The sequence below is a fragment of the Acinetobacter sp. BMW17 genome (genome assembly GCF_001592855.1).
GTDB lineage: Bacteria > Pseudomonadota > Gammaproteobacteria > Pseudomonadales > Moraxellaceae > Acinetobacter > Acinetobacter johnsonii.
On the sequence record NZ_LSOD01000048.1, the window covers coordinates 1 to 15,398 of the forward strand.

Here is a 15,398-nt window from a genome sequence, read left to right on the forward strand (position 1 = left end):
AAAGCTCGAAAATCATTTTAAAGCCTTTGATTTGACTTTCTTTTACCTTAATAACGGATTTGTTTAACGCCAGCATACTTTTTGAAACACCACCTGAAATCAAATGGCATTCAAATCAGTATGGATGGTAAACTTGCGCAGTATACTGCTCATAGGTTGATAATGTGATGATTGAACGATTATGGCGGAGCGTTAAATATGAAGAGGTGTATCTCAAAGCTTATAGCAGTGTCACAGATGCGAAAAAACAATTGAGTGCATATTTTGAGTTTTATAATTTGAAACGACCTCATTCGAGTCTAGACAAAATGACACCAAATGAGTTTTACTATGATCAACTACCCCAACAAAACAAGGTGGCTTAACTAGAGCGGAATATCACTTATAAATACGCTTTTAGTTGTTCAAACAAGTGGGACCACCTCTATAGTCATAAGGAAAGGCTAATGTTACTTGTTAATATAGCCAGTCATAAATGAAAAATATACAAACTGTTATAATAATGAAGTCAAAAATAGACCAAGGATTGAATAGAGGTTAAGCGAGGGTAGGAGCAAATGAGAGAGAGTTATGATACGTATCATATTTTTAGTCTTATAGGGCAGCACGCTGAATTAGAACCCATTCTAAATGCAATTTCTGGGTGGCTTGAATCCCATATTCCAGATGCCTTAGTTACGATCATGCTTTATTCTGAACATGATCAAACTTTAAAGCTTATCAGTGGTAAACAACATTTCTCAAATCAATACTGTAAAGCCGTCAATAATTTAAAAATTGGTCCTCAGCGCGGAGCTTGTGGAACAGCTGCATTTTTACGTAAGTTAGTGATTAGTCAGGATCTGATGGAAGATCCGAATTGGGCAGCTTATCGTGCATTAGTTAAGGCAGAGCAGCTGTCAAGTTGCTGGTCTATGCCTATTATTAATGCAAGAAATATTTTATATGGAACTTTTGGGACTTATTACCGAACTCCCAAAAAACCGACGAAACATAATATTCGTCTTTTAGAACAGGCCGCCTCTTTAGTTGCATTAGCGATTGAGCTTGATGATGAACGCCAACAAAAAATAGCCATAAATGAAAAATATAGTTCTTTTTACAATTATCATCCAGATGTAATTCTTGAACTTGATCTGCAAGGATACGTTCTTAATACCAATATTGCTTGTCGTGAAATTACGGGTTTTTCACAAGAGCAAATACAGGGGAAACACTATTGGACATTAATACCTGATGAATATCATGAATTAGTTGATGCTGCATTTAAATCTGCCCTACTGGGGAAGTCTCAACATTACGAAATTCCCGTTTACAATGCGTTAGAAAAAATTATATGGCTTGATATTATCAATTTACCAATAATTCAAAATCAAAAGGTTACAGGTGTATTTACGATAGCACGTGACATTAGTGTAAATCGGAAAAATAAAGAGAGCTTACGTCTTTTAAAGCGCGGAGTTGATGCAAGTCCGAGTGGGATGTTTATCACGGATGCCTCTGAAAACATGGTGATCAGCTTTGTTAATCCTGCTTTTCTTAAACAAGTTGGTTATACAGAAGAGGAAGTCATAGGCCGTAATTATAATTTTTTACAGGGCCGAGATACTAATCTAGAGCAACTTGCTTTGTTTAAGCAAGCGGTAAAGGAACAGAAAGATGTTCAGATAACGTTAAAAAATTATTGTAGGGATGGGAGTTGGTTCTGGAATAGACTAATGTTGGGGCCAATTTTGGATCAAGATGGCAAATGTACTCATTTTCTTGGAATTCAGGAAGACATTACTCAGCAACGTATCCATGAAGAATATATTGAATATCAAAATACTCATGATCAATTAACAGGCTTACTAAATCAAATAACTTTTGAAAAAGTCTTAGAGCAAACTTTCGAAAAACAAAAGCTTCTAACTTTACTTTATATTGATCTTGATGACTTTAGTTCGATGAATGATAGTTTAGGTTACTACGTTGGTAATAAAGTTATTAAAAATATAGCGAGCCGACTAAAAGGTTTTTTAAAACCTGATGAGGTTTTGAGTCGGTATGCCGAAGATGAATTTGTATTATTAATCAAAGGCCAACATGATCATAAAAAAATAACCACAAGAGCTGAAAAGATTCTTGATTTGATTTCAGAGCCGTTTCAAGTCGATGACCATACACTCCATCTAAGCGCAAGTATGGGTATCGTCATAAATAACAGTTTTATACAATGTGCTTCAGAACTTTTATATCGGTCTACTTTGGCTATGAGAGAAGCAAAGAGACAAGGCCGTAATACTTGGCATTGTTATGAAGAAAGCAATAAAATTTCACCCAATTTAGATTATGCTTATCTGCGTTTAGAACTTATGGAAGCAGTAAAGAAGAAGCAGTTTACACTATTCTATCAACCGTTAATCAAACCATTAACAGGCGTGGTTCAGGGAGTAGAAGCGCTGATTCGTTGGTATCATTCCGAACGGGGTTATATTTTTCCAGATGTTTTTATTCCTTTAGCTGAAAGAACAGGACAAATTGTAAATATTGGACAGTGGGTTTTAGAAACAGCATGTTTAGATATCGCTAAATGGAATAAGGCGCATGATAGTCAGCTCACGGTTTCAGTTAATATTTCTCCTTTGCAGTTTGGACGTGCTGGGTTTCTTGAGGAACTTCAAAAAGCGCTAAAAATAAGTCAATTACCAGCTGAGCTGCTTAAAATTGAAATTACTGAAGGCGTTATTATTAGTGGTGCCGACAGGGCAATTGAAATTCTAAAATCAATTCGTGCTTTAGGAGTGCATGTGGTCATTGATGACTTCGGCACTGGTTATTCGAGCCTTAGCTATCTACGACTACTACCGATTACTCAAATCAAACTGGATCGAAGTTTTATTGTGAATCTGACAATTAGTGTTCAAGATGCTGCAATTGTTCGGTCGATAATTTTTCTAGCCCATCAGCTGAATTTAGAGGTCGTAGCGGAAGGTGTTGAAACACTAGAACAAGCAATTCTGCTCTATCAACACGATTGTGATTTATTTCAAGGCTATTTTTATGCACGGCCTGCCCCAATAACTGACTTGAATTCGAAATTTTTGCCGTTGGAAAGTTTAAGTTAACGTAATTAATCTTTGTAAATTGTAATAAAAATCTAATTGTAACTTTAATTATATGTTAAAAGTGTAATAAAATTAAAAAATTATGGTTAATTAATTAAAAATGGAAATATTTAAAATTAATTTAAATTTAAGAAAATTAATACTTTTTTTAGCGATTTTTTCGGTATTAAGTCTTTTTATTATTAGCTCAGTAATTAGCTATTATATAGTAAGAAATCAGCTTATAAATAATTCATTAGCACTTAATTCCGAACACGCAAACAAGATTGCAATAATTATAGATAATCACTTTAAGAATATACTGATCGAACCGAACTTGGATACAGCGCAAAGTTTTTAGGGAAAAAATTTGATGATAATGAGATCCGAGAAACAGAAGTACAGAGATTAAAAATGCAATCTGATTACTACAATAGCGTGGTTGTCAGTGATTCAGAGGGTAGATTGATTAATTATTCACCAAATATATTGAATATTGATAAAAATAAAGTACAAACTACGTTAGGAATTAGTAATTCAATAAAGGAAAAAAAACCATATATATCATCGCCATATCTTTCTGTTAAAAAGAATATGATTGTTTTTATGTCATATCCGATATTCGATGAAAAAAAGCGCTACAGAGGTTTTGTTGGATCTGCGATATATTTAAAAGAAAAAAATGTAATTAATCAACTTTTATCAACGAATGAAACATATCGAAAAAGTTACATGTATGTAATTGATAAAAATGATAAAATTATATTTCACCCTGATCATGAAAGAATCGGTGAGATAATCAAAAATAACACTGGTTTAGATTATATAAAAAAAAAAATTCAGGGAAAATTCGTCTTATCAACAGTAGAGGTATTGATAATCTTGCTGGATTCTCACATGTAAAAACGACGAATTGGATAATTGTCTCCCAGCAACCCACAAAGCAGTTATTAAAACAAGCGAATTCGATTATTTATAAAGTATCAGCGGGAATCTTTATATTTTATTTACTAATTTTTTATGTTGTTTGGAAGTGTTCTTTTTTTATAGCATCTCCTCTGCATAAGCTTGCAAATATGGCAAGCTCTTTACATCAGCCTGAAGCAAGTAGGGAAATTAAAAATATTAACCCATGGTATTATGAAATCGTTAAATTTAAACGTGCTCTTTTATTGAGTGTTCATCACTTTTCAAAAAAAATGACTGAGATGGATTATTTCATTAATACGGATCCTCTTACTGGTTTGATGAATCGTAGAGGGATGCATTTGTCTATAGATCAGAAAATAGCTTTGAAAATCCCCTTTTCAATATTATTAATAGATATAGATTTCTTCAAGAGAGTAAATGATACATATGGACATGCTGAAGGTGATTTAGTACTGAAAAATATTGCAGAAATGATGCAAAAGAATTTTCGGAAAGATGATGTTTGTTGTCGCTATGGTGGTGAAGAATTTATTGTTATTGTACCTGATGTTAGCCAGCAAGACGTTTATGAAAGTGCTGAAAGATTTAGAAGAGAAGTGGAAGCGCAATCGATAGAAAAGGTTGGATCGATTACAGTCTCGATAGGTATCGCTTCTTGGCCTGAAGCTTCTGAAGATATTTCAGAAGTATTTATTCTGGCTGATAAGAATCTTTATGAGGCTAAAAACAGTGGACGAAACTGTATAAGATTATAATTTATATGGTTTTATTTCGAAAGTATTTCACCGTTAAATCTACTCTAAGTTGCTCAGATTTAGTAGTAACTTGGGTATAAGGTTTACTAATAGTTGGATGAATTTTATACTGTATTTTTTACAAGATAAAAAAGCCTATAGTCCGCCTATATTTTAATTTAGTGCGTCGTATTTCATATTACACGGGGGCATGGAAAAGATTATTGTTTCGGCAGTTTTAGATTTTTTCCCGAACAGATTACCAAATTACAATAAGTTGTACTTTACAGAAGTATAATCTAAATGCTAATAATCATTAAGAGATATCCGAAAAACTTTATTAAAGGAAATCCAATATGATGAATAAAATAGATTTAAAATTAAGCAGGATTGATGGTGGAGATGATCTAATTTTAAAAAATTGTATTGTTCAATCGACAATGATTACTAGTAAAGATATATGTACACCACTTAATGAGGGAGATTGTCTGCATAATTTCTTGTCCGATGGAATTGTTGAAAAATATAAAATAGAAGAAGTGATATTAAATAAAGGTATGCATTCTCATTATGAGATTTATGTTTCCAAAATAAATTAACGTATTTAATAAGTTGAACGATTAAAAAAGTACTCAGATAATGAAAGTTATCTGAGTACTTTTTTAATTCCATGTGGCTTTGTCATACAAATCTACTGTTAAAGGCCCATTCAGCAATATAATACTTAGCTGACTAAGCCTGTATCTAAAAAATATCAAATCAGCAATTGGTCGACCTACAATCACGCTTTAATGAATCGAGGAAACATCTCGATTTTATTTGATCCTACTACCCAATGGTATGCTCAAAAAAAGCCAAACAGGGACGAAATCAAACTTATTCGATTGCAGCCATTCAATGTTGTCTCATGATTAAATCCTTATTTCGACTCTCTTTGCATATGGTCACTGGCTTTATGCAAAGTCTCATTAAACTCTGTAGTTTGGATTGAAACGCACCAGATTATTCAATCCTCTGTAGTAGACAAGAGCATATCGATATTGCGATTCTCTATCAAAAAGTATGGGTGTCTCCCTCTGCCCACTGATAGTACCAGTTTGAAGTTTTCAGGTGAAGTTGAATGGAAATGCAAAAAACATCAGCCTGAATATCGTCGGCAATGACGTAAACTGCATATTTGTATAGATGCTAAAACCTTGCAAATGAGCTGTACAGCTCACAACAAATAATGTCAGTGATTCACAAGTCTTGGTGTTCTGCTGAATCAAATCCCATCTATTGATTCTGTCTATACGGATGGAGCATATGACACGAAATTGTGCAGACAAGTGATTTCAGATCGTCATGCATATACCTTAATTCCTCCAAGAAAAAATGCGAGGCCATGGTAAGATAAGAAATTGGGATCTTTAGATAGAAATGAGTTATTGAAAACAGTTAAACGGCTTGGAAGATCCCTTTGGAAAAAGTGGTCTGACTATCATCGTCGAAGTTTGGTCGAAACCAAGATATATTGCATCAAATTATTGGGAGATAAATTAACGGCAAGAAGCTTTCCTATTCAGGTGAATGAGATTCATGCTCGTGTAGCGGTCTTGAATAAATTCACTGAATTAGGTATCCCTCATACCCAAGTTGTATCTTAAATTTACTCACTTAGCAGAACTCTGCCTTTCAAGCCTTTGTACAACAAAGCCTATGTTGGTTAACATCAGTTTTATCCTGAACCTTCCGCAAGTTGCGGATTTTTTTACTTTATTTTTTGTGAGATTAATGATTTAATTATTATGTTGTCAATAAAAACAACGATTCCTTGTATCAGCGCACATGACCAAGGGGAAAGCCTTACAGAGATGTAGGGCTTTTTTTATGGCGGCTTAACTTTAATCGTATGGTTTAAATTTTAATATTTTATTAGATGCTTAGTATATAAAGTGCGTTCAGGTAATTGCGCTTTTTTTGTTTGTGATATAGTTTAATCATTGCTTACAAAAAAGAATAGAAATGAATATTTGTATCGGTGGTGATTTAGATGGCAGGGTAATAGTGTTTGATAAACCATCTTTTAATGCTAAAGAAATAAACAAGACAAAATCAACAAACTACATTAAGCAAATGTATGGCATAGATGGTGACGTCTACTATTTTTGGCGTGATGCTGAGCTTAAATTATGGGAAGTTACTCAACGAATAGAGATATTACTGGCAAAGACTAAGTGAAAATCTATTTAAATGTGCCTGAGAGTAGTTTTTTTATTGCCTTTATCCGTAAAAGAAATTAGTTTAAATTAAACCCATTGTTAAAATAATTATGAGAACGGAAGACAATGAATAGAAAATTTGAGTTACATGTGATTAGCCAAATCTATGACTTTTTAATTGAGAGAGAAGGGTTTACCTCACTAAACCTTGATCGGAAGGTTACAGAGTTTTTTCGAGAAGTACATGTAGGGCAAGAAGAAGATTTTACAGTTCTTGAATCAAATAAAATCTCAGGAAACTTTGGTGAAGTTTCCTACATCAATTTATTGAATGTTCCGCATTTCAACGATAAAGATAAATTTCTGAAATGGGCCCATAAAGCTTTAAATCTATGATTTTTGAAAAAACCAGTCTAATTTATATTCTAATGACTTGGTATCATTTCATCTTATGAAAAGACATCGTAAAAAATCTGAGTACATAAACTCAAATTGGATGATCGAACAAACAGGACAGTTTCTTAATTGAAAATAGTTCTATGCCTATAGAAGGCCTTATCAACCAATTCCCTTTTACTGAAGATGAAATTATTAATCGAAAAGAGCTCCTAGGGCTTAATAAAAGACAAAAGCAACTGGTAAATTTTTTAAGCACTTAGAAGCTTAATTAGTAAATAAGCTACTTTTATATAATTTCTTACATGTCTATCATTCTAAATTGTGAGAAATGTATTCTTTCGGTGTTGATAATTATTTTAAATGTGAGAGTATAAAAAAAGAACAATAAAGGGAGAAAAGTATGGCTTCACAAGATGTGCTTGTAATCTCGGTTTCGGCCTTTGTCCTTACATTAACGATTTATGAGTTTGGGCAAATGTCGATGTTGTTTTAAACGAACCACCTTCGGGTGGTTTTTATTGTCTGGAGAAAGGCCATGCCCATACACCTAAGCTTGCTAATTAGCTAAAGATTGTTTGAGTAAGCACATATAGATCTCACTAAAGAAGGTACAACCCATGCAGTTCATCGAGTTTGGATAGGATATGCAAGAAAGTAAAATCAGAATTTGGAGTCATGCCCCGCACGAAAATTGAATACAAAAGCTGAAGACTAAAAATAATGTGCCTATCCAGTGGTTTTTAAGGTAAGTGAGTAGCGGTAGATGGTAATCCCCCCTAAAAAGAATAGGATTTAAAAGTAGAATTTTCTCTTAAGAGATATAGGCAAGGATGTAGTAGATCACCCATCCTTATTTAAGCGCCATTAGCTCAATTGGATAGAGCATCGCGCTGGTTGCAGGTTCAAGCCCTGCATGGCGCACCATATTTAATTCAAGGGTATCTATTATGTTGCTAGGTATTTAGTTACATGGTGAACAATAATTAATCAAAAGGAGATTTGATAGATACATTTTTGGGTGATATTTTTAATTAAATATTCTACATGGATGGAATTAAAGATGAAGCTACTAACCTTATTGGGTATTGGTGTTATGGCAAGTTGCTGCTATAGATCAAAGCGCATTACTAGCGAACACGCTTCACCCTCAAACTTCGATAAAATTGTTCAAAAAGCTGCTCTACAAGGCTTCTAAACAACGTAATTAGTGTTGGTTTTTGTAATAAATATACGATTGTAGGAGAACGAAATGCTTAAATTGTTAATGTGTTTATTTAGTGTTCATGGCGCGACTGAGATTGATAGTGAAGTCAAAGAATACCGTGATTGTTTGAAGGAAATATAATACCTTTGGCTAAGTTTCATTAGTGATTTACCGAACGGATTTTGGCACGTAAAACCCCGCTCAATATGCGTTATTGGCGGGTTTTTCTTTTCTTATTAGGTGGTGAGTATGGGTTATATCGTAGTTGCTCTTGTATCGTTTTTGCTTGGGTAAGCTCTATGCTTTAAGTGGCTTGGTGAAGATATTATTAAAGGCAATCTAATTAAGCTAAACAAGGATGTGTATATTGCATCCAAAGTAGATACAAAAAGTGGGTATCCGCCATGGATCAAGTTGAAGCAAAACGAAACAAAGAGCATTATAAGCAAAACATAAAGGGCGCATCAATGATTCATCTAAAGGGTATGCCACAACACTTGGTTGATGGAGGGCTTATTTCATTCGTGACCAGCGCCGTAAGATTCACAACATCGAAACCAATTTAAATGGTGATTAATCATGTCATGTAAATCATGTGAAGAACGTCGACAGAAACTAAAGGCAATGTATGAGCAGTCGATAGAATCCATCACAAAAGTAATTACTTACCTTACTAACAAAGGTGGTAAAACAGAACAATCAGCTGATCAATCACCTGCAAGTGCAGATGAAACTGAACAACGAATTATTGTTAACACTCGAAGAGCAGGAAGAGCCAAACAGCCATGAGTATATGGATCAGTAATCATGCCAAAGCTACAACGATTGCAGAGCAGACTTGATGCCATATTACTAGACTTGCCAGCATTGCCGCCTTGTTACCACACAACTAGAACTAGAGCATATTGTTAATGTTGCTTAGAGTGTTACCGATCATGAATCTAACCTACAATCGTTGTGTCCGCCGTGCCACAAAGATAAAACCTTAAAGGAGAGTCGGTAGTGAGTCATGAAGAACTACTAGAGCAAATTGAATCAGCGGCTAACTTTGTGCGAGGTATACAGTTTGATCAACGCTTGCTAAACGATGCTCGAGAAGCTTTACGAGAACGTGCGATGAAACTAGATGATTTTGTGGATAATTATTCTAATAAAATGCATCAAAATGGTGCATAAAAAACCAGCAGGCAGAGGGCGGTCAAAAGTTCAAAAACTTTTGCCTTCGGACACCCCACCTCACGTATAAAAAATTTTCCATTTCGCAAATATGTTAAAGGAGTGCATATGGCTTTAACAGCAAAAAAAGAAGGCATTTGCCCAAGCTAGAACTGATGGCTCTTTTAGATTTGTCCCACCGAGCAACTTTCCAAAAAAAAATTATTTAACTCCGGTAGTAGAAGCAGGTGTGGTTGAACGCATTCTTTCTGATAAGCCTAAGAGTCCTAAGCAAAAATACAAAGTAAAAAATTGAGTTATAATGGGGTTGAGGTGATTATTTGTACTATAAGAAAATAATTAAAATGATATAAAATTGTAATTATTTTGAAATATAGAGTTCTGCTATAATGCCGTACTCCATTTCAAATCCATGCATTGGGATGTGAACAAGATTTATAAGTGATTCAATACACTAAATCTGATGTGGGTCAAAATTGGGTCAATGAATTTTTTTATTCAATGAAATGTCTTAAGAATTAATGTTTTGGGTTTTGAGTTCAATTGACGCCACCCCAAAATTTCCTATATAAAAAAGCCACTTTAAGTGCCATTTGTAGTGTTTAGTTTTGCCATTTCTATCCTGTTCTTATCTGCATGTATCCATTTTGCATATTGCTTAATGAGCATCTGAAGACTGTGGCCAAATTGATCAGCCACAAAGACTAGGTTGCCGAAGCCATATTCCACATAGATGAGACCAAACAATGTGATGGTGGCTGAACTTGCACCAGTGACTTGCTTTTTCGCACGCTTATTAGCTACGGCACTTTCAGTATTGCTTCATGAACGTTGGTGGCAGATTTCTTGAAAGGTCAATGTACTGGTCTTAAAATGAATTGTTCTAAACTCATCAACATGATTGTCTCCTCAACCAAATAGCAAGTCTGTCACTTTAAGTATAGTTATAAATGGTTTTTTATAAGAGTTATTTTAAGTTTACAGATTTGAATCTTTAGTTCTTGATAATTGATTAGTCTCAATATTTTTTGATAAAAATATAAATAAGTTGTGTATTTATTTAATGTTACTATCATACAGAAAAATATTTCTTTTGCTTCTTATGTTTAATTTTGATCCATCAAATTACATCATTGTAATATTTGTTTTTTGCTTAATTTTAAGCTGTTTCGTTATTACTAAACTTCCATTAAGCCACACAACTTTTGATTCCTTAGATAGGAACTCAGCGCTAGATGGCTTGCGAGGGGTGCTAGCACTGGCCGTTCTTGTACATCATTTCTTCATTACGTATATGTGGAAAACCACAGGTGTTTGGGATCATCCTGAGAATAAGATTTTAGATAATTTTGGTGCAATACCAGTCTCGCTCTTCTTCTTGATAACGGGCTACTTGTTTATAAACAAAATTAAGTCAAATGAAATTAACTGGTTGAAAGTTTTTAAATCTCGTGTCAAAAGAATTGTTCCACTTTATGCACTAGTTGTGAGCATTGTTGTACTTTTAACCTTAGTGACTGTAAATCTGGATGAATATAGTTCTAAACAAATTTTTAAATGGTTAAAAGGATGGATACTATTCGATGGAAAGGCATTGGGTGAGTTTCAATCTACTATTATTATTGCTGGTGTGAATTGGACACTTCTTTACGAGTGGGGCTTCTATTTTTCATTGCCAATTCTTCATGCAATTTATCATAAAAAAATTATTGATAAGCGCTATTTCATCACAGCCTTTATAGTTTTTGTTGTGATTTTTTTAGAGACAAAAAGAAGCTTATATCTACTATTTTTACTCGCTATTTTTCCAATTTTTTTTGAAGAAAAAATTAAATACCTTATTGAAAATAAACGTAGATTGGTTGATATCACCTTAGTTGTAACTATTGTCCTAGCATTTGTCTTTACTACACATTTTTCGAACGCACAAAAACTACTTATTACTTTAATTTTTGCATTTGTTTGTAATGGTTATAGCTTTGGAAAAATACTACACAATAAAGGTTTAAGAGTGTTGGGAGACATTAGCTATAGTACTTATCTTTTACATGGATTAGTTCTTTATTTATTCTTTTCAGTATTTGATTTTTATGACTTTACAAATGGGTTGATGGGATACTTTATGATCTTCCCATTGGTTTTTTTAACGGTTGTTTTATTGTCATTCGCATCATATAAGTATGTTGAAAAGCCATTTTTAAAAAATAGATAATTTAGGTTCAAGTGGTTTTAATTGTAGCGACTTATATAAAAGCTCATGTCTAAATGAAACTATTCACTTTCCTATGTTGGATTTTAAGTCTAGCTGACTGGTTAAGAAGCCACTTTTAGCCTAGCTATGAGTGGCTTTTTCAACGACCCATTTCAACTTATCCACCTTAGCTAGAAGCCCTGTAATTTGATTGGAAACTCAGTAGTGATTTCAGGTAGGTAGTCCATAATAACTAAATAGATGCTGAATTTCGCTGTTTGGCGCATAATTTCAACCATCTTTGCAGTACTGGCACGTTCCGCTTTGTTGGAAAATATCCCTTTTGTGTGTGCTTAATTTTGCCTTTTCAGTGGTAGCCACTTTTCATTTTTGGCTTTAAAGACATTCAAGTTAAAAGTTTTAAACCAAAAGAAAAACTATATTCAATGCCTGATAGGAAGGAGCCTTCTATAGAGGTTTTCCCTACTGGGAAAAAATGGATGCTTTTATATTAGATTGAAGGAAAGTAAATTTTGTTATCATGAAAAAATGACAAAATGATTAAAGTATTCCATCCGGTCACTTACGCGGGTTAATGTGTTTTAAATTGTGATTTATGTCACTAATGTGATTTTATTTTGAGATAAATACTATAAAAATTAATATATTAGCTTATGTTTTATTCTTGATTATTCATGTAAATGTAATGTGCTCTAACAATAATACGACTTCCGTAAATCAGATGTGTAAAAGACCATGGACGTCAGTACCAAACAAAGCCTTTTAGTTTCTTGTCTTAAAAAAAGTTTATTCGTCCCATTACTCTTAGGAACGCTTATCCTTACAGGATGTGGTGAGGAAAGTAGTTATTCGAACTCATCAAGCAATGTGAATAACTCTAATAACACCGTCGTTGATGATCCGGCAAATACTACGGATGATCCGAGTTTATATTTGGCAGATACACCTAAAATTGAAACAGCAGACAACTTTCGTGATATTGCAGGAAATAGCATGTCAACGAACTATGCTAACGTTGATGGTTTGAAATTAAGACGGGGCGTGATTTATCGATCGAACTATTTACCATTAAATGAAACAGACTTAGAAACCTTTAAAACACTGGAAATTAAGACTGTCTATGATCTGCGAACCAATTCCGAAAGAGAAAAAAGCCCAGACATTTTGAGTCCCGATACCAATATTATGATGGTGAATATTGCTGGTTCAAAAGAAAGTGATCTACCGAAAGGGATTGCTACAGCTGAAGATATGATCAATTTTTTTAATAGTTCAATGGCGAATATGGCTGCACATGATAAAGGCACTCAATTACGTTTCGGAGTAGTGATTAATAGTTTAATTTATACTGATGGTGTTCAGCTTTATCATTGCACAGCAGGCAAGGATCGTACTGGATGGGTTACCGCGGTGATTCAGTTATTGGTCGGCATGAAGTATGACGATGTCTTACAAGACTATCTTTTAACAAATGCGTATACCGCAGACCGTGTCAATGCAACGTATCAATATATGGTCAGTACCCAAGGTGAAGCAGCCGCAAATATATATCGACCAGTTCTTGATGTACGTGAAGAATTTTTTAAAGCACAATTTGATGAAGTCATCAAAGTGTATGGCAGTATTGATAAGTATGCGACAGAAGGTTTGGGCTTATCGAATGAAGATATTGAAAAGTTGAAAGAAAAGATGCTCGTCGGTTATAAGTCAAAAAGTGCTTCATAACATCAAGCCGTAATAACGCCATTCGAGTCCAAAGCTCAAAGTAGAAGAGGGCTTTGGACTGATTGGAAAAACTAAACTTGAATATGGTCGTAAATGACTTCCCGTTATTTTCGTTTAAAGAGTTTCATTGGTGTTTAGCATCAATGGATGCAAGTATTTCTAGTGATGATGGTGTTGTTCATGCTTTTCATCATAGTCTTGGCGAATACAGCAGCCTACAACATATTGGCTGCTTCTATCGGTATAAAACTCTTCTTTCCAAACGGGAACTTCATGTTTAACACGCTCAACCGCTTCTTCACAGGCCTGAAATGCTTCTCGGCGATGTGGAGCATACGCAATGGCAATAATAGCTTTATCACCAATATCTAATGTACCAATCCGATGTACAACCCGAACATAGCGAAGCGCATATTTTTCTTGTATCTCTTGTTCAATCGTTTTTATCATCTTTTCGGCAACAGGTGCATAAGATGTATATTTCAGTGCCTGAAACGCGCGTCCTTCATGATGGTTTCGAACCGTACCAATAAAACACTTGTTCCGCCGCAGTCAGGAAATGCTTGAATGCTGTCAAAATTCTCTAAATTGAGAGCAGCATCTTGAATACGAGCAAACTCTAACATCTTAGCCTCCAGCAACGGGTGAAAGTAACACCAAGGTACTATCTTGTGCTAATCGACTTTGACGCACCACAATATCTTCACCAATCGCACAAGCACAGCGTTCCAGCAGGTCAGAAGCAGATGGATAACGTATTTTTATTTGATCGAGTACATCAGCAATTAAACTGTTCGGCACACAGCTCAGGCTAAGTTCAGCAGGAAGATGCCTTTCAATTGCACCATAAGCCTCGATTTTGATATGAATGTCCTGCATGTCGCCTCGGTCAAAACGAGTTTAAAAAAAGTTTGCTGACTTCAGTTTATTGAATACTTATTAATTCACTTTAGCACTATTTAATTTGATCATCAAAATGGAAAAGTCAGTTTGTACAGACAAATAAAACACTATTTTTCTTATAGATGTGGCTATATCTATATATGACAGTACGGTTCGAATAATATGACTCGACTAAGATTCTAATGACTTTTGGTAAGCGTGCACTTCTTCAAATGAATTGAGGCTGTGGTAAGCCAAATGCGCATTTTGAATATCTAAAGTTTGTGGCGACAGATCGTTGAAACAGTGTTTTAAGCTGAATTGTTGTTGGTGTAAATGCTTATTTAAGGTTTCTAGGCTACTGCGTTTTAACAAACAAAAAGGGTAGAGCGCTTGTCCATTGATATTCAGGTAGACAACAGAAGAGTGCGGATGTTGTTCTAATGTGTGATGGAGGCGCGGCAATATATCTTGTGGAATGTTGGTAATATCACACGGGATAAATAAAATATAATCAGCTTGCACATATGACCATGCCGTTTGCATACCGATTAAAGGCCCTAAAAAACCAGCACTATTATCTTTGAAACAGTGAATATCAGGAATCAGCTTACTATATTGCGCATAATCGCGATGACTATTGATCCATATGTCCTGAACTTTTCCATCAAAAGCTGAATATATTTTTAACAACTGGATTTCATGGTCAAATCTTTGCAAAAGCTTATTGACCCCATTCATTCGTGTGGCTTTCCCACCCGCTAAAATCACCAGTGCTGTTGCTGGGTAGTTTTGCATGATTTTGACCTAACATCCGTGTATAGGGGTATCAATAATGATCGTTCAATA

General features: G+C 34.5%; 12 protein-coding genes, 1 tRNA gene and 7 pseudogenes. 17 read left to right on the forward strand and 3 right to left on the reverse strand.

What is annotated here, in order from left to right:
- Positions 1-93: 93 nt before the first annotated feature.
- From AXW61_RS17395 to AXW61_RS16225, 17 genes and pseudogenes are all read left to right on the forward strand, one after another.
- A pseudogene (locus AXW61_RS17395) lies at positions 94-365 on the forward strand (integrase core domain-containing protein); the annotation flags it as partial.
- A gap of 192 nt (positions 366-557) precedes the next feature.
- Complete coding sequence (locus tag AXW61_RS16180; protein ID WP_062035250.1) at positions 558-3,107, forward strand: EAL domain-containing protein; 2,550 nt, start codon at positions 558-560, stop codon at positions 3,105-3,107.
- A gap of 100 nt (positions 3,108-3,207) precedes the next feature.
- A pseudogene (locus AXW61_RS16185) lies at positions 3,208-4,771 on the forward strand (sensor domain-containing diguanylate cyclase).
- A 335-nt stretch (positions 4,772-5,106) separates the two neighbouring features.
- Positions 5,107-5,349: a hypothetical protein gene (locus tag AXW61_RS16190; protein ID WP_058952250.1), complete on the forward strand. Its 243-nt coding sequence runs from the start codon at positions 5,107-5,109 to the stop codon at positions 5,347-5,349.
- Between the two features lie 129 nt (positions 5,350-5,478).
- A pseudogene (locus AXW61_RS17405) lies at positions 5,479-6,396 on the forward strand (IS5 family transposase).
- A gap of 358 nt (positions 6,397-6,754) precedes the next feature.
- Complete coding sequence (locus AXW61_RS16195; protein ID WP_062035252.1) at positions 6,755-6,970, forward strand: hypothetical protein; 216 nt, start codon at positions 6,755-6,757, stop codon at positions 6,968-6,970.
- Positions 6,971-7,077: 107 nt separating this feature from the next.
- Complete coding sequence (locus AXW61_RS16200) at positions 7,078-7,347, forward strand: hypothetical protein (RefSeq protein WP_062035254.1); 270 nt, start codon at positions 7,078-7,080, stop codon at positions 7,345-7,347.
- 55 nt (positions 7,348-7,402) lie between these two features.
- A pseudogene (locus AXW61_RS17940) lies at positions 7,403-7,610 on the forward strand (acyl-CoA thioesterase).
- Positions 7,611-8,208: 598 nt separating this feature from the next.
- Positions 8,209-8,274 (forward strand) — tRNA-OTHER (locus AXW61_RS16210).
- A 136-nt stretch (positions 8,275-8,410) separates the two neighbouring features.
- The gene (locus AXW61_RS17905; protein ID WP_266095383.1) at positions 8,411-8,545 is read left to right on the forward strand and encodes a hypothetical protein; all 135 of its coding nucleotides are present in this window, start codon (positions 8,411-8,413) and stop codon (positions 8,543-8,545) included.
- Positions 8,546-8,958: 413 nt separating this feature from the next.
- A complete protein-coding gene (locus AXW61_RS17570) occupies positions 8,959-9,120 on the forward strand; it encodes a hypothetical protein (RefSeq protein WP_155858686.1) in 162 nt (53 codons plus the stop codon).
- A 13-nt stretch (positions 9,121-9,133) separates the two neighbouring features.
- Entirely contained in the window at positions 9,134-9,343 is a 210-nt protein-coding gene (locus AXW61_RS16215) for a hypothetical protein (RefSeq protein ID WP_062035256.1), read from the forward strand.
- A 67-nt stretch (positions 9,344-9,410) separates the two neighbouring features.
- A pseudogene (locus AXW61_RS17575) lies at positions 9,411-9,557 on the forward strand (HNH endonuclease); the annotation flags it as partial.
- On the forward strand, positions 9,557-9,730 hold the full coding sequence (locus tag AXW61_RS17665) for a hypothetical protein (RefSeq protein WP_171254095.1): 174 nt from the start codon (positions 9,557-9,559) through the stop codon (positions 9,728-9,730). The pseudogene AXW61_RS17575 and the gene AXW61_RS17665, both read left to right, overlap by 1 nt.
- Positions 9,731-9,879: 149 nt before the next feature.
- Positions 9,880-10,025 (forward strand): annotated as a pseudogene (locus AXW61_RS17860) (Fic family protein); the annotation flags it as partial.
- 807 nt (positions 10,026-10,832) lie between these two features.
- Positions 10,833-11,942, forward strand: coding sequence for an acyltransferase (locus tag AXW61_RS16220; protein WP_171254096.1), 1,110 nt, complete (start codon positions 10,833-10,835; stop codon positions 11,940-11,942).
- An 867-nt stretch (positions 11,943-12,809) separates the two neighbouring features.
- Positions 12,810-13,667, forward strand: coding sequence for a tyrosine-protein phosphatase (locus tag AXW61_RS16225; protein ID WP_171254097.1), 858 nt, complete (start codon positions 12,810-12,812; stop codon positions 13,665-13,667).
- A 159-nt stretch (positions 13,668-13,826) separates the two neighbouring features.
- Here the strand turns inward: AXW61_RS16225 and AXW61_RS16230 are convergent.
- The 3 genes and pseudogenes from AXW61_RS16230 to AXW61_RS16240 form a co-directional block, all read right to left on the reverse strand.
- A pseudogene (locus AXW61_RS16230) lies at positions 13,827-14,293 on the reverse strand (molybdenum cofactor biosynthesis protein MoaE).
- 1 nt (position 14,294) lies between these two features.
- A complete protein-coding gene (locus AXW61_RS16235) occupies positions 14,295-14,546 on the reverse strand; it encodes a MoaD/ThiS family protein (RefSeq protein ID WP_062035261.1) in 252 nt (83 codons plus the stop codon).
- A gap of 195 nt (positions 14,547-14,741) precedes the next feature.
- Positions 14,742-15,347, reverse strand: a complete 606-nt coding sequence (locus AXW61_RS16240; protein WP_062035263.1) for a molybdenum cofactor guanylyltransferase — start codon at positions 15,345-15,347, stop codon at positions 14,742-14,744.
- Positions 15,348-15,398 lie beyond the last annotated feature (51 nt).

Coding starts and splice junctions, on each gene's coding strand:
- AXW61_RS16180 (WP_062035250.1), top strand. CDS start 558: ATGAGAGAGAGTTATGATACGTATCATATTTTTAGTCTTATAGGGCAG.
- AXW61_RS16215 (WP_062035256.1), top strand. CDS start 9,134: ATGTCATGTAAATCATGTGAAGAACGTCGACAGAAACTAAAGGCAATG.
- AXW61_RS16240 (WP_062035263.1), bottom strand. CDS start 15,347: ATGCAAAACTACCCAGCAACAGCACTGGTGATTTTAGCGGGTGGGAAA.
- AXW61_RS16220 (WP_171254096.1), top strand. CDS start 10,833: ATGTTTAATTTTGATCCATCAAATTACATCATTGTAATATTTGTTTTT.
- AXW61_RS16200 (WP_062035254.1), top strand. CDS start 7,078: ATGAATAGAAAATTTGAGTTACATGTGATTAGCCAAATCTATGACTTT.
- AXW61_RS17570 (WP_155858686.1), top strand. CDS start 8,959: ATGGATCAAGTTGAAGCAAAACGAAACAAAGAGCATTATAAGCAAAAC.
- AXW61_RS16235 (WP_062035261.1), bottom strand. CDS start 14,546: ATGCAGGACATTCATATCAAAATCGAGGCTTATGGTGCAATTGAAAGG.
- AXW61_RS16195 (WP_062035252.1), top strand. CDS start 6,755: ATGAATATTTGTATCGGTGGTGATTTAGATGGCAGGGTAATAGTGTTT.
- AXW61_RS16190 (WP_058952250.1), top strand. CDS start 5,107: ATGATGAATAAAATAGATTTAAAATTAAGCAGGATTGATGGTGGAGAT.
- AXW61_RS17905 (WP_266095383.1), top strand. CDS start 8,411: ATGAAGCTACTAACCTTATTGGGTATTGGTGTTATGGCAAGTTGCTGC.